18 protein-coding genes and 1 riboswitch are annotated in these 16,207 nt (G+C 54.1%); of the genes, 12 read left to right on the top strand and 6 right to left on the bottom strand.

Annotated features, from left to right (window positions below):
• The first annotated feature begins 45 nt into the window (after positions 1–45).
• From bioB to bioD, 4 genes are read left to right on the top strand one after another with little or no spacing between them, the layout of a single operon-like run.
• Positions 46–1,086, top strand: coding sequence for a biotin synthase BioB (gene bioB, locus NNN64_RS09755; protein WP_271441246.1), 1,041 nt, complete (start codon positions 46–48; stop codon positions 1,084–1,086).
• Positions 1,083–2,240 carry an 8-amino-7-oxononanoate synthase gene (gene bioF, locus NNN64_RS09760; RefSeq protein WP_271441247.1) on the top strand — a complete coding sequence of 386 codons (1,158 nt, stop codon included), beginning with the start codon at positions 1,083–1,085 and terminating at the stop codon, positions 2,238–2,240. The genes bioB and bioF overlap by 4 nt, the downstream gene beginning before the upstream one ends.
• A complete protein-coding gene (gene bioC, locus NNN64_RS09765; protein ID WP_271441248.1) occupies positions 2,224–3,009 on the top strand; it encodes a malonyl-ACP O-methyltransferase BioC in 786 nt (261 codons plus the stop codon). Before bioF ends, bioC begins: the two co-directional genes overlap by 17 nt.
• Positions 2,972–3,670: a dethiobiotin synthase gene (gene bioD / locus NNN64_RS09770; RefSeq protein ID WP_271441249.1), complete on the top strand. Its 699-nt coding sequence runs from the start codon at positions 2,972–2,974 to the stop codon at positions 3,668–3,670. Before bioC ends, bioD begins: the two co-directional genes overlap by 38 nt.
• Here the strand turns inward: bioD and NNN64_RS09775 are convergent.
• Positions 3,636–4,358: an ABC transporter ATP-binding protein gene (locus tag NNN64_RS09775; RefSeq protein ID WP_271441250.1), complete on the bottom strand. Its 723-nt coding sequence runs from the start codon at positions 4,356–4,358 to the stop codon at positions 3,636–3,638. The two genes, bioD and NNN64_RS09775, sit on opposite strands and share 35 nt — an antisense overlap.
• Before the next feature lie 768 nt (positions 4,359–5,126).
• Here NNN64_RS09775 and uvrB point away from each other — a divergent pair.
• The gene (gene uvrB, locus NNN64_RS09780; RefSeq protein ID WP_271441251.1) at positions 5,127–7,148 is read left to right on the top strand and encodes an excinuclease ABC subunit UvrB; all 2,022 of its coding nucleotides are present in this window, start codon (positions 5,127–5,129) and stop codon (positions 7,146–7,148) included.
• A gap of 58 nt (positions 7,149–7,206) precedes the next feature.
• On the opposite strand, the gene NNN64_RS09785 is transcribed toward uvrB, so the two are convergent.
• The gene (locus NNN64_RS09785) at positions 7,207–7,404 is read right to left on the bottom strand and encodes a hypothetical protein (RefSeq protein ID WP_271441252.1); all 198 of its coding nucleotides are present in this window, start codon (positions 7,402–7,404) and stop codon (positions 7,207–7,209) included.
• Between the two features lie 205 nt (positions 7,405–7,609).
• On the bottom strand, positions 7,610–8,518 hold the full coding sequence (yvcK, locus tag NNN64_RS09790) for a uridine diphosphate-N-acetylglucosamine-binding protein YvcK (RefSeq protein WP_101741867.1): 909 nt from the start codon (positions 8,516–8,518) through the stop codon (positions 7,610–7,612).
• A 289-nt stretch (positions 8,519–8,807) separates the two neighbouring features.
• A riboswitch (molybdenum cofactor riboswitch) is annotated at positions 8,808–8,953 on the top strand.
• Between yvcK and moaA the strand changes: the two genes are divergently transcribed.
• The 6 genes from moaA to NNN64_RS09820 all read left to right on the top strand — a co-directional run bounded on the left by moaA (position 8,941) and on the right by NNN64_RS09820 (position 12,388).
• Positions 8,941–9,930: a GTP 3',8-cyclase MoaA gene (gene moaA, locus NNN64_RS09795; protein ID WP_115602345.1), complete on the top strand. Its 990-nt coding sequence runs from the start codon at positions 8,941–8,943 to the stop codon at positions 9,928–9,930. Its footprint overlaps the riboswitch before it by 13 nt.
• 19 nt (positions 9,931–9,949) lie before the next feature.
• Positions 9,950–10,462, top strand: a complete 513-nt coding sequence (moaB, locus tag NNN64_RS09800; RefSeq protein WP_271441253.1) for a molybdenum cofactor biosynthesis protein B — start codon at positions 9,950–9,952, stop codon at positions 10,460–10,462.
• A 2-nt stretch (positions 10,463–10,464) separates the two neighbouring features.
• Positions 10,465–10,950: a cyclic pyranopterin monophosphate synthase MoaC gene (gene moaC / locus NNN64_RS09805; protein WP_271441254.1), complete on the top strand. Its 486-nt coding sequence runs from the start codon at positions 10,465–10,467 to the stop codon at positions 10,948–10,950.
• Complete coding sequence (gene moaD, locus NNN64_RS09810; protein ID WP_271441255.1) at positions 10,943–11,188, top strand: molybdopterin synthase sulfur carrier subunit; 246 nt, start codon at positions 10,943–10,945, stop codon at positions 11,186–11,188. The genes moaC and moaD overlap by 8 nt, the downstream gene beginning before the upstream one ends.
• Before the next feature lies 1 nt (position 11,189).
• Entirely contained in the window at positions 11,190–11,642 is a 453-nt protein-coding gene (moaE, locus tag NNN64_RS09815) for a molybdopterin synthase catalytic subunit MoaE (protein ID WP_271441256.1), read from the top strand.
• Between the two features lie 41 nt (positions 11,643–11,683).
• On the top strand, positions 11,684–12,388 hold the full coding sequence (locus NNN64_RS09820; RefSeq protein WP_137384338.1) for a Bax inhibitor-1/YccA family protein: 705 nt from the start codon (positions 11,684–11,686) through the stop codon (positions 12,386–12,388).
• A gap of 144 nt (positions 12,389–12,532) precedes the next feature.
• On the opposite strand, the gene clsB is transcribed toward NNN64_RS09820, so the two are convergent.
• Together clsB and NNN64_RS09830 are read right to left on the bottom strand one after the other, a co-directional pair.
• On the bottom strand, positions 12,533–13,774 hold the full coding sequence (gene clsB / locus NNN64_RS09825; RefSeq protein WP_271441257.1) for a cardiolipin synthase ClsB: 1,242 nt from the start codon (positions 13,772–13,774) through the stop codon (positions 12,533–12,535).
• The gene (locus NNN64_RS09830; protein WP_271441258.1) at positions 13,771–14,532 is read right to left on the bottom strand and encodes an endonuclease/exonuclease/phosphatase family protein; all 762 of its coding nucleotides are present in this window, start codon (positions 14,530–14,532) and stop codon (positions 13,771–13,773) included. Before NNN64_RS09830 ends, clsB begins: the two co-directional genes overlap by 4 nt.
• A 192-nt stretch (positions 14,533–14,724) precedes the next feature.
• Between NNN64_RS09830 and NNN64_RS09835 the strand changes: the two genes are divergently transcribed.
• On the top strand, positions 14,725–15,135 hold the full coding sequence (locus NNN64_RS09835; RefSeq protein ID WP_048212208.1) for a YbhQ family protein: 411 nt from the start codon (positions 14,725–14,727) through the stop codon (positions 15,133–15,135).
• Here NNN64_RS09835 and NNN64_RS09840 read toward each other — a convergent pair.
• Positions 15,097–16,203, bottom strand: coding sequence for an ABC transporter permease (locus NNN64_RS09840; protein WP_271441259.1), 1,107 nt, complete (start codon positions 16,201–16,203; stop codon positions 15,097–15,099). The genes NNN64_RS09835 and NNN64_RS09840 overlap by 39 nt on opposite strands.
• Between the last annotated feature and the right edge of the window lie 4 nt (positions 16,204–16,207).

The raw sequence follows: 16,207 nt of genomic DNA on the forward strand, positions 1-16,207 counted from the left end.
AGGTTTACGAGTCTACACCAAACTTACAACGAAACGTATATCAATATGGCTCACACTTCTCGCTGGACAATGTCGCAAGTCACCGAATTATTTGAAAAACCGCTGCTGGATCTGCTGTTTGAAGCGCAACAGGTGCACCGTCAGCATTTTGATCCGCGGCAGGTACAGGTGAGTACGCTGCTGTCGATTAAAACCGGTGCTTGTCCGGAAGATTGCAAATACTGCCCGCAAAGTTCACGCTATAAAACCGGTCTGGAAACCGAGCGCCTGATGGAAGTTGAGCAGGTTCTGGATTCCGCGCGTAAGGCGAAACAGGCCGGTTCAACGCGATTTTGCATGGGGGCGGCGTGGAAGAATCCGCATGAGCGCGATATGCCTTACCTGGAACAGATGGTCCAGGGCGTAAAAGAACTGGGGCTGGAAGCCTGCATGACGCTGGGCACGCTCAATGAAACGCAGGCTCAGCGTCTGGCCAGTGCGGGACTCGACTACTACAACCACAACCTCGACACCTCGCCGGAGTTCTACGGCAATATCATCACCACCCGTTCCTACCAGGAGCGACTTGATACGCTGGACAAAGTGCGCGAGGCGGGGATTAAAGTCTGCTCTGGCGGTATCGTGGGGTTAGGTGAAACGGTGACCGATCGCGCTGGTTTATTGCTGCAGTTAGCGAATTTACCAACACCGCCTGAAAGCGTGCCGATCAACATGCTGGTGAAAGTAAAAGGCACGCCGCTGGCAGATAACGACGATGTCGATGCGTTTGATTTTATTCGCACTATCGCTGTGGCCCGCATCATGATGCCAACGTCATACGTGCGTCTTTCCGCTGGGCGCGAGCAGATGAACGAACAGACCCAGGCAATGTGTTTTATGGCCGGGGCCAACTCGATTTTCTACGGCTGCAAGCTGCTGACTACACCCAACCCGAACGAAGACAAAGATCTGCTTTTATTCCGCAAACTCGGTCTGAATCCGCAACAAACGGCGGTGCTGGCGGGGGATAACGAACAGCAGCAACGTCTGGAGCAGGCGTTGCGCACCCCGGATACAGACGACTACTACAACGCGGCAACCGTATGACCTGGCAGCAAAAAATTGACAATGCGCTAACGGCGCGTCGTTGTGCTGATGCCCTGCGTCGCCGTTATGCGGTGACGCAGGGGGCAGGGCGCTGGTTGTTGGCCGAGGGGCGTCAGTATCTGAATTTTTCCAGTAACGATTATCTGGGGTTGAGTCACCATCCGCAGATAGTCTGTGCCTGGCAGCAGGGGGCTGAACGTTTTGGCGTCGGTAGCGGAGGGTCAGGCCATGTTAGCGGCTATTCCATCGCGCATCAGGCGCTCGAAGACGAACTGGCGCAATGGCTGGGTTATTCACGAGCATTGCTGTTCATCTCCGGCTTTGCTGCCAACCAGGCGGTGATCGCCGCGTTGATGGGAAAAAATGACCGGATTGTCGCCGACCGCCTCAGCCATGCGTCGTTGCTGGAAGCGGCCAGCCTGAGTCCCGCCGTGTTACGCCGTTTTACCCATAACGACCCGCAACATCTGGCTCGTCTGCTGTCAGCCCCCTGTCCGGGGCAGCAGTTAGTGGTTACCGAAGGCGTGTTCAGCATGGATGGCGATAGTGCACCGCTGGCGGATATCCATGCTGCAGCGCAACGCCAGGCGGCCTGGTTGCTGGTGGATGATGCGCACGGTATCGGCGTGTGCGGTGAGGAAGGGCGCGGCTCGTGCTCCCGACAGCAGGTCAAACCTGAACTGCTGGTGGTGACATTTGGTAAGGGATTTGGCGTCAGCGGTGCGGCAATACTGTGTTCTGACAGCGTGGCTGATTATCTGCTGCAGTTTGCCCGTCATCTGATTTACAGCACCAGCATGCCACCAGCGCAGGCGCAGGCATTGCGTGCCGCGCTGGCAGTGATCCGCAGTCGTGAGGGGGATGAACGCCGGGAAAAACTGGCGATGTTGATCAAACGTTTTCGTGCTGGCCTGGATACGCCGGATTTCACGCTGGCAAATTCAGACAGTGCCATCCAGCCATTGATCGTGGGCGATAACCATAAAGTGCTGCAACTGGCGGAGGCTTTACGCGCTCAGGGTTGTTGGGTGACCGCCATCCGGCCTCCTACTGTACCGGTCGGCACAGCCAGATTACGGCTGACGCTGACGCAGGCTCATGAATGCCAGGATATTGACCGTTTACTGGAGGTGCTGCATGGCGCAGGTCAATAAACAGGCCATTGCTGCCGCATTTGGACGCGCCGCTTCCCACTATGAACAACATGCCGGGCTACAGTGCCAAAGCGCCGATGCCTTGCTGACGCTGCTTGGTGAACGGGATTATGCACGGGTACTGGATGCGGGGTGCGGCCCTGGGCGCATGAGTCGCTACTGGCGTGAGCAGGGAAGCGAAGTCAGCGCACTGGATCTTTCTGAACAAATGCTGGCAGAGGCACAGCGGCAAAATGCCGCCCACCATTATCTGCTGGCGGATATTGAAGCCATCCCACAAAACACCGCCACCTTTGACCTGGCCTGGAGCAATCTGGCGGTTCAGTGGTGCGATAATTTACGCGGGGCGCTAAACGAGCTTTGCCGGGTTGTGCGTCCCGGAGGCACGGTGGCGTTTAGTACGTTGGCACATGGTTCGATGCCGGAATTACGTCGGGCGTGGCAAGCGGTAGATGACCGGGAGCACACCAACCGTTTCTTGCCCGTGGAGCAACTTGAAAAGGCGCTGCATGGCTGGGACGTCGAGTATCAGCTTCATACGGTGACACTGTGGTTTGACGACGCGCTGAGCGCCATGCGCTCGCTCAAAGGGATCGGTGCGACGCATCTCCATGATGGACGCGAACAGCGCGTACTGACCCGTTCACAACTGCAGCAGTTACAGTTAGCCTGGCCCTCCGTGCAGGGAAAATACCCGCTGACGTATCAACTTTTTTTAGGAGTAATTCAACGTGACCAGAACGTATTTTGTCACCGGGACGGACACTGAGGTCGGTAAAACCATTGCCAGCTGTGCGCTACTGCAGGCAGCGGGACAATTGGGTTATCGAACGGTCGGCTATAAGCCCGTCGCCTCTGGGAGTGAAATGACGGCAGATGGTCTGCGAAACTCTGATGCCCTTGCCCTGCAGCGCAACAGCGCTGTGGCAGTGAACTATACGGCAATCAATCCCTATACCTTTGCCGAACCCACGTCACCGCATATCATCAGCGCTGATGAAGGGCGACCGATTCTGGCTTCAGTGATGTCTGCGGGTTTACAGGCGCTGCAAATGCAGGCCGACTGGGTGCTGGTGGAAGGCGCTGGCGGCTGGTATACGCCGCTTTCACCCACGCTGAGTTTTTCTGACTGGGTACAGACGGAACAAATGCCGGTTATTCTGGTGGTTGGCGTCAAGCTTGGCTGCATCAACCATGCCATTCTGACTGCGCAAGCGGTACAACAGGCTGGGTTGACGCTGGCGGGGTGGGTCGCCAATGATGTGACTCCGCCAGGGAAACGCCATGCTGAATATATGGCAACGCTGAAACGCGCGATTCCGGCCCCGCTGCTGGGGGAAATCCCCTGGCTGGAAGACGAGCCAGAACGCGCAACGACAGGGCACTATCTTGACCTTAGCGTTTTGCCTCTGGCACCATCCAGGCGTTAAGAAACGGGTCGTTGAACTGCGTCAGTTGTCCCTGGGCCACATTGCGTCCGCGATGTAACAGGCAATAGCAATCAGCGACCCGACGAATAAACGGCAGGCTTTGCTCTGCGAGCATAATCGCGATGCCCAACTCCTGGCTTAGCCTCACAATCAGGTTCCCCAGCTTGTGGATATACGCCTGGCCCGTGCCTCGCGTAGGCTCATCGAGGATCAGCAGGCGTGGGCGTGTAACCAGTGCGCTGGCGAGTGCGAGCTGGTGCTGATCATCCTCTGATAAGACGCCCCCTTTGGTCTGACGCAGACTGTACAACTGTGGGAAGAGGCGGTATATATCGCTGCTGTTCATCGTTTCGCTTTCTTCAACCGCCTGGCGCGCAATATGCAGATTTTCCTCGACTGTCAGTTGCGAAAAAATTCGTCTCTCTTGTGAAACGGAGTTAATACCCAGCGCAATGCGGTTTGCCGCCGGGATCGGACTCAGATCGCACGGTGGCGCGCCTGCCTGATGCCAGACCATCGTACCGCTTTCGATAGGCAAATTGCCGATGATGCAATTGGCCAGCGTCGTTTTCCCCATCCCCGGAAGTCCCAGCACGCCGGTACACTTGCCGGGCTGCAGGTCGAGATCCACATTCCATAGCGTGTGCTGGTTGCCGTAATAGTGATTCACTGCGCGAAGACTCAACATCGATTTTCTCCATCATGAAGTTATTCGCCCGACAGGCCGGGAAGCAGAAGAAAATTGCAAATCTCTTGCCAGAAAAGGGAAATACGCGAAAAACAGCGGGATAGCGTGATCCACCGGCAGCGATGTCTGGATTTTAACGATCCGGGTTAATTTTGCGCACACTGCCAGTGCCTGGTCGCGTCGGGATGGTGCAGGCAGGTAAATGGTGAAAATGCGAGCAAGATCTCGACCGTCTCCAGGGCTTCGTTGGCTGATAAATATAAAAAAATGCCGATAATTTTTTTTTATCCCACCCGAAAAGGGCAAGTCGGTGTTTTTGCCAGGCGGCAGTCAGCACGGGCTGGAGGCAGTTATCCACTATTCCTGTGGATAACCTTGTGTATTAGAGTTAGAAAACACAATGTAAGCGAGAGAAGACGCGGCCTGCGACTAAATTGATGCGAAAGACGGCTTGAGAGAATAGTCATTGAAATACAGAATGTTAGATAAAAGCAATGGCTGTCGCAGAAGCGTCATGCGTTGCCATAAAACTTTCATCTGCCGTCTTGACAAATGTTAAAAAAGTCATTGGTTTGGGGATAACACATTTTTGCTGGTGTTTTATCTCGCCAGTGCCAAAATTTTAGCCTGCTATGGCGGGCTTTCTGATGGCGTAACAGAAATATTCTGGTGCGTTACTGTTTTTTCATCCAGTATATTTTACTGGCAAAATATACTGCTGCGAGTAAAATTACACACCTGCCCGCCCATTGCTTCAGGTAGCTGCTCATGAGTAAACCGTTCAAACTGAATTCCGCTTTTAAACCCTCTGGCGATCAGCCTGAGGCGATTCGTCGCCTGGAAGAAGGGCTGGAGGATGGTCTGGCGCATCAGACGCTGCTCGGGGTGACGGGGTCGGGGAAGACATTCACTATCGCCAACGTGATTGCGGACTTACAGCGTCCGACGATGGTGCTGGCCCCTAACAAGACCCTCGCAGCCCAGTTGTACGGCGAGATGAAAGAGTTCTTCCCGGATAACGCGGTGGAATATTTCGTCTCCTACTACGACTACTATCAGCCGGAAGCCTACGTACCGAGCTCTGATACCTTCATCGAGAAAGATGCCTCGGTTAACGAACACATTGAGCAGATGCGTTTATCGGCGACCAAAGCCCTGCTTGAACGGCGGGATGTGGTGGTGGTGGCCTCGGTTTCCGCGATCTACGGTCTGGGCGATCCGGATCTGTATCTGAAGATGATGTTGCACCTGACGGTGGGGATGATTATCGACCAGCGCGCGATCCTGCGCCGGCTTGCTGAGCTGCAATACACGCGTAACGATCAGGCATTCCAGCGCGGGACGTTCCGTGTGCGTGGTGAGGTGATCGACATCTTTCCGGCCGAATCTGACGATATCGCACTGCGCGTCGAGTTGTTTGATGAAGAAGTTGAGCGCTTATCGCTGTTCGACCCGCTAACCGGGCAGGTTGAATCCACTATTTCGCGCTTCACCATTTACCCGAAAACCCACTACGTGACGCCGCGCGAACGTATTGTGCAGGCAATGGAAGAAATTAAAGTCGAGCTGGCGGAGCGCCGCAAAATCCTGCTGGCGAATAACAAGCTGGTGGAAGAACAGCGTTTAAGCCAGCGTACGCAGTTCGATCTGGAAATGATGAACGAGCTGGGTTACTGCTCGGGTATTGAAAACTATTCACGCTATCTGTCCGGACGCGGTCCGGGCGAGCCGCCGCCGACGCTGTTTGATTACCTGCCCGCCGATGGCCTGTTGGTGGTGGATGAATCCCACGTTACGATTCCGCAAATTGGTGGGATGTACCGCGGCGACCGGGCACGAAAAGAGACGCTGGTTGAATATGGATTCCGTCTGCCGTCGGCGCTGGATAACCGTCCGCTGAAGTTTGAAGAGTTCGAGGCGCTGGCACCGCAAACCATTTATGTTTCAGCGACGCCGGGCAATTATGAGCTGGAGAAATCCGGTGATGATGTGGTCGATCAGGTGGTGCGACCCACCGGGCTGCTGGACCCGGTCATTGAAGTTCGTCCGGTCGCGACGCAGGTTGATGACCTGCTGTCTGAGATCCGCATTCGCGCGGCGATTAACGAACGCGTGCTGGTGACGACACTCACGAAACGGATGGCGGAGGATCTCACCGAATATCTCGAAGAACACGGCGAGCGGGTACGCTATTTGCACTCCGACATTGATACCGTCGAACGCATGGAAATCATCCGTGATTTGCGCCTGGGCGAGTTTGACGTGCTGGTGGGTATCAACCTGTTACGAGAAGGTCTGGACATGCCAGAGGTCTCTCTGGTGGCGATTCTGGATGCAGACAAAGAAGGGTTCCTGCGTTCGGAACGATCGCTTATCCAGACCATCGGTCGAGCCGCGCGTAACATCAACGGTAAAGCGATTCTCTACGGCGATAAAATTACCGCATCGATGGCGAAGGCCATTGGTGAAACCGAACGTCGTCGCGAGAAGCAGCAACTGTATAACGAAGAGCACGGTATTACGCCACAAGGGCTGAACAAGAAAGTCGTTGATATTTTGGCGTTGGGGCAGAATATTGCGAAGACCAAAGCGAAAGGTAAAGGGAAGTCGCGTGCTGGGGCGAAATCCGAGGTGGTTGAGCTGGATATGACGCCGAAAGCGTTGCAGCAGAAGATTCACGAGTTAGAAGGTCAGATGATGCAGCATGCGCAGAACCTTGAGTTCGAAGAGGCCGCGCAGATCCGTGACCAGTTGCATCAGTTGCGTGAATTGTTTATCGCGGCATCGTAAGTGTGTGCCGGATGCGGGATAAACCCCTTAATCCGGCCTACACGCGCACCTGTAGGCCTTATGCGCGGCGTATCAGATAGCGGATGGCGGTGCAGCGCGTTTTGTAGGCCTGATAAGCGCAGCGCATCAGGCAGCGTTTGGTGCCGGATGGCAGTGCAGCGCGTTTTTGTATGCCGAATAAGCGCAGCGCATCAGACAGCGTTTGGTGCCCGATGGCAGTGCAGCGCGTTTTGTAGGCCTGATAAGCGCAGCGCATCAGACGGCGTTTGGTGCCCGATGGCAGTGCAGCGCGTTTTGTAGGCCTGATAAGCGCAGCGCATCAGACAGCGTTTGGTACCCGATGGCAGTGCAGCGCGTTTTGTAGGCCTGATAAGCGCAGCGCATCAGACAGCGTTTGGTGCCGGATGGCAGTGCAGCGCGTTTTGTAGGCCTGATAAGCGCAGCGCATCAGGCAAAGACGTTCACCCTAACGCCTGCACCGCTTTCTCCAGCGCGCTATGCAGCAACTGACGGTCATGACGATAGGGGATATCGCTGGCTTCCAGTTCATCCTGAATCACAATGCGGTCGGTCACGGCCGAAACATCGACTTTTGGCCCCACAATCACCGCATCAATCACCTTCTTACCAACATATTGTTCAATGATAGCCAGCTTATCGGCAAGGGTCAGGCTGGCGGCAGGCAGGCTGAGTTCGCGTCCCAGATTGCCGATATAAACCATTGGCGCTGGTGTGCGACGCAATGCCTGCGCCATTTCGTCAAGCAGTAATAACGGCATCAGGCTGGTATAAAAACTCCCCGGTCCTATCAGGATCAGATCCGCTTCCGCGATGGTTTCAATCGCCTCTCGCGTGGCGGGAACTTTAGGTGAGAGCATTAATTCTTGCGGCAGGGTAGTGAGCTGGTCGATATTTACTTCGCCATACACTTCATGTCCCTGATCGTCGAGCGCCATCAGGTCCACCGGCAGTTCTGACATGGGAATTAAATGTGCATCAACTTTTAGCAGGCTGCGAATTAAATTGATGGCTTCCAGAGGCCGCACGCTGAGGTGATCGAGCGCCTTTAACATCAGATTTCCGAGGTTATGACCGGAAAGTTCGCCATTACCGCCAAAACGGTACTCAAACATCGCCGATGCAACGCTTGGTTGGGTAATTAATTGGTTAAGGCAGTTCCGCATGTCTCCCCAGGCAATACCGCCTTCTGAACGGCGAATTCGCCCTGTGGAACCGCCGTTATCGGTGGTCGTGACGATGCCCGTCAGACGTGAACCTAAAGAGGAAAGTGACGACAGAACGCGTCCTAATCCATGCCCTCCGCCGAGAGCGACAACGCGATCCAGATCTGCCAGCGTACGAGTGCGCATAGTTATTCCTGATATCAATTGATCGGCGCTACAGTAACGTAAATAGCGTGTTTTCAGCAATTATCCAGTCGCCATCGGCAGAAAATAATTTTCTGCGATCTACCCCTTTCTGACGACATCGACCTGATAGCAAGATGATGTATATCAATGCAAAACCATGGTTTTTGCTTATTCTGTAGCGAAATCGCACGATCATGTCGCTATATACATATTTATACAGCGAAAGTGTACATGGCAAAAGTGTCATTTACACGCTAGTATCGGCATAACCACAATGTACTCGAAGCATGACGAGTATAAACACTCTAGCCTCTGCACCTGGGTCAAATGATACGGTGCTTTGGCCGTGACGATACGTGAATACGATTGTCACCAGGGCGCAGGAAGAAATGACTTCGCCTCCCGTATTTGGAAAGGTGTACATGGGCTCTCAACTTACCGATGCATTCGCGCGTAAGTTTTACTACTTGCGTTTGTCGATTACCGATGTGTGTAACTTTCGTTGCACCTACTGTCTGCCAGATGGCTATAAGCCAGGTGGTGTGACTAATAACGGCTTTCTGACCGTTGATGAAATTCGCCGCGTCACACGTGCGTTCGCCAGTCTGGGAACGGAAAAGGTGCGTCTGACAGGTGGCGAACCGTCACTGCGTCGCGATTTTACCGACATTATTGCTGCCGTACGTGAAAACGACGCGATTCGTCAGATTGCGGTAACCACCAATGGTTATCGTCTGGCGCGCGATGCTGCTGCATGGCGCGATGCCGGGCTGACGGCACTTAACGTCAGCGTCGACAGCCTCGATGCCCGTCAGTTTCATGCCATTACCGGGCAGGATAAGTTTCAGCAGGTGATGGCGGGGATTGACGCCGCCTTCGATGCCGGTTTTGAAAAAGTGAAAGTCAACACCGTGCTGATGCGCGATGTAAACCATCATCAACTGGACACCTTCCTGGCCTGGGTTCAACCGCGGCCAATTCAGCTACGTTTTATTGAACTGATGGAAACGGGTGAGGGCAGTTCTCTCTTCCGCAAACACCATATCTCCGGGCAGGTACTGCGCGATGAACTGCTTAAGCGCGGCTGGATCCACCAGTTACGCCAGCGCAGCGATGGTCCGGCTCAGGTTTTCTGTCATCCTGATTATGCCGGTGAAATTGGTCTGATCATGCCTTATGAGAAAGACTTTTGCGCCACCTGCAATCGCCTGCGTGTGTCATCCGTCGGTAAACTTCATCTGTGTTTATTTGGTGAAGGCGGGGTGAATTTGCGTGATTTGCTGACCGACGACGCCCAGCAGGCTGCGCTTGAAGAACGTATCTCTGCCGCGTTGCTGGAGAAAAAGCAGACCCATTTCCTGCATCAGAACAATACCGGTATTACGCAAAACTTATCTTACATTGGCGGCTGATCGCTAAAAGGAGTTTCTCATGAGTCAGGTAAGCGCTGAATTTATCCCGACACGCATTGCTATTCTTACCGTTTCCAACCGTCGTGGCGAAGAGGACGACACTTCCGGCCATTATCTGCGCGATTCGGCGCTGGAAGCGGGTCATCAGATTGTTGATAAGGCGATTGTCAAAGAGAACCGTTATGCGATTCGCGCCCTGGTTTCTGCGTGGATTGCCAGTGACGATGTGCAAGTCGTGCTCATTACCGGCGGTACCGGTTTAACCGAAGGCGATCAGGCACCGGAAGCGCTGCTGCCGCTGTTTGACAGAGAAGTCGAAGGCTTCGGCGAAGTATTTCGCATGCTCTCCTTTGAGGAGATTGGTACGGCGACGCTGCAGTCTCGTGCGGTTGCCGGGGTGGCAAATAAGACGCTGATTTTCGCCATGCCGGGGTCGACCAAAGCGTGTCGTACCGCCTGGGAAAATATTATTGCGCCGCAGCTCGATGCCCGTACACGTCCGTGTAACTTCCACCCACATTTGAAGAAATAAGTATGTCGCAATTAACCCATATTAATGCCGCTGGTGAAGCGCACATGGTGGATGTTTCTGCCAAAGCAGAGACGGTACGCGAGGCGCGAGCTGAAGCATTCGTGACCATGCGTAGTGAAACGCTGGGGATGATTATTGATGGCAGCCATCATAAAGGTGATGTTTTCGCTACGGCCCGCATTGCGGGTATTCAGGCGGCTAAACGCACCTGGGATCTGATCCCGCTGTGCCATCCGCTGATGCTCAGCAAGGTTGAAGTCAACCTGCAGGCCGAACCGGAACACAACCGTGTCCGCATCGAAACGCTATGTCGGCTGACGGGAAAAACCGGTGTTGAAATGGAAGCATTAACGGCGGCTTCCGTAGCGGCGTTGACCATTTACGACATGTGCAAAGCAGTACAAAAGGATATGGTGATTGGTCCGGTACGTCTGCTGGCAAAAAGCGGCGGCAAGTCGGGGGATTTTAAGGTGGATGCACATGATTAAGGTTCTTTTCTTTGCCCAGGTGCGAGAACTGGTTAACACCGATGCGCTAGAGGTGACAGCTGAATTTGCAACGGTAGAAGCACTGCGCCAGCATCTGGCAGGCAAAGGCGATCGTTGGGCACTGGCGCTGGAAGATGGCAAGCTGCTGGCGGCGGTAAACCAGACGCTGGTCAGCTTTGAACATCCTCTCAGGGCGGGTGATGAAGTGGCTTTCTTCCCGCCAGTGACCGGAGGCTAAAATGGCTGAAACGCGAATTGTTGTTGGGCATGCACCCTTCAGCGTCGGTGATGAATACCCCTGGCTTGCCGAGCGCGATGAAGACGGCGCGGTGGTCACCTTCACTGGTAAAGTCCGCAATCATAATCTGGGTGACAGCGTGCAAGCATTAACGCTGGAACACTATCCGGGGATGACTGAAAAAGCGCTGGCGGAAATCGTCGACGAAGCGCGTACGCGCTGGCCGTTAGGCCGGGTAACGGTGATCCATCGTATTGGCGAATTGTGGCCGGGCGATGAAATTGTTTTTGTCGGTGTGACCAGTGCACACCGTAGTAGCGCGTTTGATGCCGGGCAGTTCATTATGGATTACCTGAAAACGCGTGCGCCGTTCTGGAAACGCGAAGCCACGCCAGAAGGTGAACGTTGGGTCGACGCCCGCGACAGCGATAAGCAAGCAGCAAAACGCTGGTAGAGTACAATTGGTTTAGGCACATACTGACTCAGGAGATTGTCATGGACCGATTCCCACGATCCGATTCTATTGTGCAGGCCCGTTCCGGCCTGCAAACCTACATGGCGCAGGTCTACGGCTGGATGACCTGTGGGTTGTTACTGACGGCGTTTATTGCATGGTATGCGGCGAATACGCCTGCGGTGATGATGTTTGTCTTTTCCAGCAAAATTACCTTCTTTGGGCTGATCATTGCACAACTGGCGCTGGTATTTGTCCTGTCGGGAATGGTGCAAAAGCTCAGTGCCGGAATGGCAACGACGCTGTTTATGCTCTATTCGGCGTTAACCGGGCTGACGCTATCGAGTATTTTTATCGTTTATACCTACTCGTCTATCGCCAGCACCTTCGTGGTCACCGGCGGGATGTTCGGTATTATGAGCCTGTACGGATACACCACTAAACGCGATCTCAGCGGCTTGGGTAACATGCTGTTTATGGCGTTAATTGGTATCGTTCTGGCTTCGTTGGTTAACTTCTGGCTGAAGAGCGAAGCGCTGATGTGGGCGGTGACCTACATTGGGGTGATCGTGTTTGTCGGCCTGACGGCCTACGATACGCAAAAGCTGAAAAACATCGGTGAGCAGATCGACTTGCGTGATAGTTCGAATCTGCGCAAGTATGCGATCCTCGGCGCGTTAACGCTGTATCTGGACTTCATCAACCTGTTCCTGATGTTGCTGCGTATCTTCGGCAATCGTCGATAATGCTTGTCGCCGGATGGCGCTGCGCCTGTCCGGCCTTGAAAGTAGGCCGGATAAGGCGTTAAGCCGCATCCGGCACTAAAGTCATGATGATTTAGCCATCGCCTCCTCGTTTGATACCCGCAACTTTTTCACCCGACGTCGCCATCAGTTTTTTCCTCCTGCATCCCCGGTTTGAATGCGATCTTGTGTTTCGAGCGCGGGTTGTGCCGGCGGCTCAACTTCAGTCAGGCGTGGAGTGTGTGCCGGTAGCCAACCGACCAGTGCCGGGAAGTGGCGTAAAAAGTGAAATGCCAATACGCTTTTGGTCAGGTTCCACCAGGTACGTTTTGGCAGCATGGATTCGTCAACCCGCTTGCAGTCCTGCGCAATAATAGGGTTCAGGTTGTCGCGCAGTATCTGATTAAAAGCACGGTCATGAATAATGAGATTGGCTTCCAGATTCAGCGACAGACTGAGCGGGTCAAGATTGCTGGAGCCGACGGTAGCCCAGTGATCGTCCATCAGCGCCACTTTGCCATGCAGCGGCTTGCGGTGATATTCATAGACGTGGACGCCCCCTTTGACCAGATAGTTATACAGCAACCGGGCACCCACTTTCACAATGGGTATATCAGGCTCGCCCTGAACGATGAGTTTTACCCGTACGCCGCGTCGCGCCGCTTTACGTAGTGCATGCAACAGACGATAACCGGGGAAGAAATAGGCATTGGCAATAATCACTTCCCGCTTTGCCTGCGCGAGCATTTTCAAATAATGGCGTTCAATATCATCGCGATGTTCCTCGTTATCACGCCAGACGAACAGCACCTGGGCTTCACCGGGGCGATGATTTTCGACGGCCCGGTGATGCCGCCGCCACCAGCGGCGTACGGCGCTTTGTCCCGGCAGGCTCTCCAGCACGAAGGTAAGAATATCGACCACAATCGGGCCTTCAACACGCACAGCGTAATCTTGCTTGGCTTCCGGACCGTAGTCAGACATGTGTTCGGCGGAGTAATTAATGCCGCCAACGAAGGCGATGCGATCGTCAATGACCACAATTTTGCGATGCATCCGGCGAAACAGATTGGTGCGCATCCCGAACAGACGTGGGCGCGGATCGTAATAACGGAAAACAATACCCGCCGCGGTTAACTCTTCGACAAAGCGATCGCTGAGATCTGGTGAGCCATAGCCGTCCAGCAACACCTCTGCGGCGATCCCGCGGTGCGCGGCAGCGAGCAGCGCGGCATGTAGCTGTTTTCCTACCGCATCTTCAAACCAGATAAAGGTCTCCAGAATGATTTTTTGCTCCGCGTGTTCAATCGCGTGAAATACGGCGGGATAGTACTGATCGCCGTTTTCCAGTAGCTGAATTTGATTGCCTTCACGCCAGCCAGTTTTCATACACGAATCTCCGCGCTCAGGGGGGCATGATCGGACAAATGTCGCCAGTGTCGCAGCGCCAGCGCGGTTGGCATACTGGCGTTAGCATTTTTTACATAGATCCTGTCGAGGCGCAGTAGAGGACATCGCACCGGGAACGTTCGTGCCGGGCGACCGTGAGCGCGAGTAAAAATCTCGTCAAGACCGGCCTGGCTCTTCAACGGATAATTCGCCTGCTGTCGCCAGTCGTTAAAATCGCCAGCAACCACCACGGGGTCCGTGTCGGGCAGGGCATTGACCCAATTTGTCAGCATGCTGAGCTGTGCCTGGCGATGGGCCTCACGCAAACCGAGGTGGACGCACATCACATGAATCGGGCGGGAAAGCATCGGCGGCACAATGCGGCAGTAAAGCACACCACGCTTTTCACTCGTGCCAACGGATACATCACGGTTTTCATAATGTTCAATGGGGTAACGCGATAGCACGGCGTTGCCGTGATGCCCCTGTGGATACACGGCATTGCGCCCGTAGGCGAAATCGCTCCACATGGTGTCGGCCAGAAACTCGTAGTGGCTGGTATCCGGCCAGTTTTCTATCTGCAGTGCGTGTACGTCGTGAGCGCCCAGCACTTCCTGCAGGCACACAATATCAGCGCCAACTGCCCTGACGGCATCCCGCAGCTCGGGCAAAATAAAGCGTCTGTTAAAGGCGGTGAAACCCTTGTGAGTATTAATGGTGAGCACATTGAATGAAAATCGGTCTGCGGATTCGCTCATGATTCTCCCGTTGGCGTCACTTTCCTGACTCTCTCCGTCATCCTTCGGGATGCGGGGGGTTTTGACCGTATCGCGAATTCTGTGGCGAAATAAATAGTGTAGTCGCCGTCACAAAAAGATGCGGTGTTGCGGAATTTTCCGTAAAGTCCGGTACTCTGAATAATTAGTTAAAAATCCTTCAGGAGAAAAGCCATGAGGTGGCAACAACGTGTTCGTGTCGCAACGGGTCTAAGTTGCTGGCAGATTGTGTTGCATTTACTGGTAGTGGCGTTGCTGGTAATGGGCTGGATGAGTGGCAAGTTGGTGCACGTCGGCCTGGGATTATGCGTCGTGTATGGCGTAACGGTTATCTTAATGCTGGCATTGCAACGTCACCATGAACAGCGCTGGCGTGATGTGGCTGACGTGCTGGAAGAGCTGACGACCACGTGGTATTTCGGTGCGGCAATGATCGTACTGTGGCTGCTGTCGCGTGTGCTGCAAAACAACGTGTTACTGGCGCTGGCGGGGCTGGCGATCCTTGCCGGACCCGCAGTGGTCTCGCTGTTGGCGAAAGACAAAAAGTTACATCACTTTGCGTCTAAACATCGCATACGCCGCTGAGCCTGTTGTGGCCGCTATTACCAATAGCGGCCACAAACTTCCCCAGACAATCTTCAGACTCGCATCCTTCAGGTAAATCTGTTTTGTGATGTCCGTAAAGTGACGGATCGGGTTTATCCACGTCAGGTTTTGTAACCATACCGGCATATTTTCGACCGGAGAGACATATCCGGACAGCAAAATCGCCGGCATCATAAAGACAAAGACGCCGATAAATGCCTGCTGCTGTGTCGCGCACAATGACGAAATCAGCAAGCCAAATCCCACCAGCGACAACCCGTAAATCACCATCGTGAAGTAGAACAAACCCAGTGAACCGGCAAACGGGATGTGATAGGCCCAGATGCCGATGGCCAGTACGATGGTGGCCTGAAAGGTGGCAACAATCAGTGCAGGCACCGCTTTACCGATGAAAATCTGCCAGGTCGTCAGCGGGGAAACCAGCAGCTGTTCGAGTGTGCCCTGTTCGCGTTCACGAGCGACCGACAGTGAGGTGACGATCATCACGCCGATGGTGGTGATCATAGCGATCAGCGACGGAACTACGAACCATTTGTAATCCAGATTGGGGTTATACCAGTTACGCACGACCAGCTCGCTGTTGTTCGGTTTTGGCTTGCCGTCCATCAGCTCCTGCTGATACGCCTTAACGATCTGCTGCAGATAATTCGCGGCGATCTGCGCGCTGTTGGAGTTGCGCCCATCGAGAATGAGCTGCATGGGTGCTTGTTGGAAAGTATCCAGATTACGCGAGAAGTCTGCCGGGAAGCGCACCAGCAGCAGTGCTTTTTGCGTGTCGATGGTGGGTTGGATTTCCTGTGGGCTTTTTAGCAGCAGAATATGGGTAAAGGCGCTGGCACGGGCAAAACGCTGGGTTAATTCCACCGAATGTTTACCGTTATCTTCGTTATAGATAGCGATAGTGGCGTTAGTGACTTCCAGTGTTGCGGCGAACGGGAACAGAATGACCTGAATCAGCACCGGTAAAATCAGAATGGCCCGCGTCTGCGGCTCACGCAGCAGCGATTGCAGCTCTTTGCGAATTAATGTCCATAAGCGATGAAACATGCCA

This window comes from Citrobacter sp. Igbk 14 (genome assembly GCF_028069825.1).
Classification (GTDB): Bacteria; Pseudomonadota; Gammaproteobacteria; order Enterobacterales; family Enterobacteriaceae; genus Citrobacter.

What these genes read in the sequence shown, in the direction of transcription:
- bioB (WP_271441246.1), top strand. Translation starts at nt 46, where the DNA reads ATGGCTCACACTTCTCGCTGGACAATGTCGCAAGTCACCGAATTATTT.
- bioF (WP_271441247.1), top strand. Translation starts at nt 1,083, where the DNA reads ATGACCTGGCAGCAAAAAATTGACAATGCGCTAACGGCGCGTCGTTGT.
- bioC (WP_271441248.1), top strand. Translation starts at nt 2,224, where the DNA reads ATGGCGCAGGTCAATAAACAGGCCATTGCTGCCGCATTTGGACGCGCC.
- NNN64_RS09775 (WP_271441250.1), bottom strand. Translation starts at nt 4,358, where the DNA reads ATGTTGAGTCTTCGCGCAGTGAATCACTATTACGGCAACCAGCACACG.
- uvrB (WP_271441251.1), top strand. Translation starts at nt 5,127, where the DNA reads ATGAGTAAACCGTTCAAACTGAATTCCGCTTTTAAACCCTCTGGCGAT.
- NNN64_RS09785 (WP_271441252.1), bottom strand. Translation starts at nt 7,404, where the DNA reads ATGCGCTGCGCTTATCAGGCCTACAAAACGCGCTGCACTGCCATCGGG.
- yvcK (WP_101741867.1), bottom strand. Translation starts at nt 8,518, where the DNA reads ATGCGCACTCGTACGCTGGCAGATCTGGATCGCGTTGTCGCTCTCGGC.
- moaA (WP_115602345.1), top strand. Translation starts at nt 8,941, where the DNA reads ATGGGCTCTCAACTTACCGATGCATTCGCGCGTAAGTTTTACTACTTG.
- moaB (WP_271441253.1), top strand. Translation starts at nt 9,950, where the DNA reads ATGAGTCAGGTAAGCGCTGAATTTATCCCGACACGCATTGCTATTCTT.
- moaC (WP_271441254.1), top strand. Translation starts at nt 10,465, where the DNA reads ATGTCGCAATTAACCCATATTAATGCCGCTGGTGAAGCGCACATGGTG.
- moaD (WP_271441255.1), top strand. Translation starts at nt 10,943, where the DNA reads ATGATTAAGGTTCTTTTCTTTGCCCAGGTGCGAGAACTGGTTAACACC.
- moaE (WP_271441256.1), top strand. Translation starts at nt 11,190, where the DNA reads ATGGCTGAAACGCGAATTGTTGTTGGGCATGCACCCTTCAGCGTCGGT.
- NNN64_RS09820 (WP_137384338.1), top strand. Translation starts at nt 11,684, where the DNA reads ATGGACCGATTCCCACGATCCGATTCTATTGTGCAGGCCCGTTCCGGC.
- clsB (WP_271441257.1), bottom strand. Translation starts at nt 13,774, where the DNA reads ATGAAAACTGGCTGGCGTGAAGGCAATCAAATTCAGCTACTGGAAAAC.
- NNN64_RS09830 (WP_271441258.1), bottom strand. Translation starts at nt 14,532, where the DNA reads ATGAGCGAATCCGCAGACCGATTTTCATTCAATGTGCTCACCATTAAT.
- NNN64_RS09835 (WP_048212208.1), top strand. Translation starts at nt 14,725, where the DNA reads ATGAGGTGGCAACAACGTGTTCGTGTCGCAACGGGTCTAAGTTGCTGG.
- NNN64_RS09840 (WP_271441259.1), bottom strand. Translation starts at nt 16,203, where the DNA reads ATGTTTCATCGCTTATGGACATTAATTCGCAAAGAGCTGCAATCGCTG.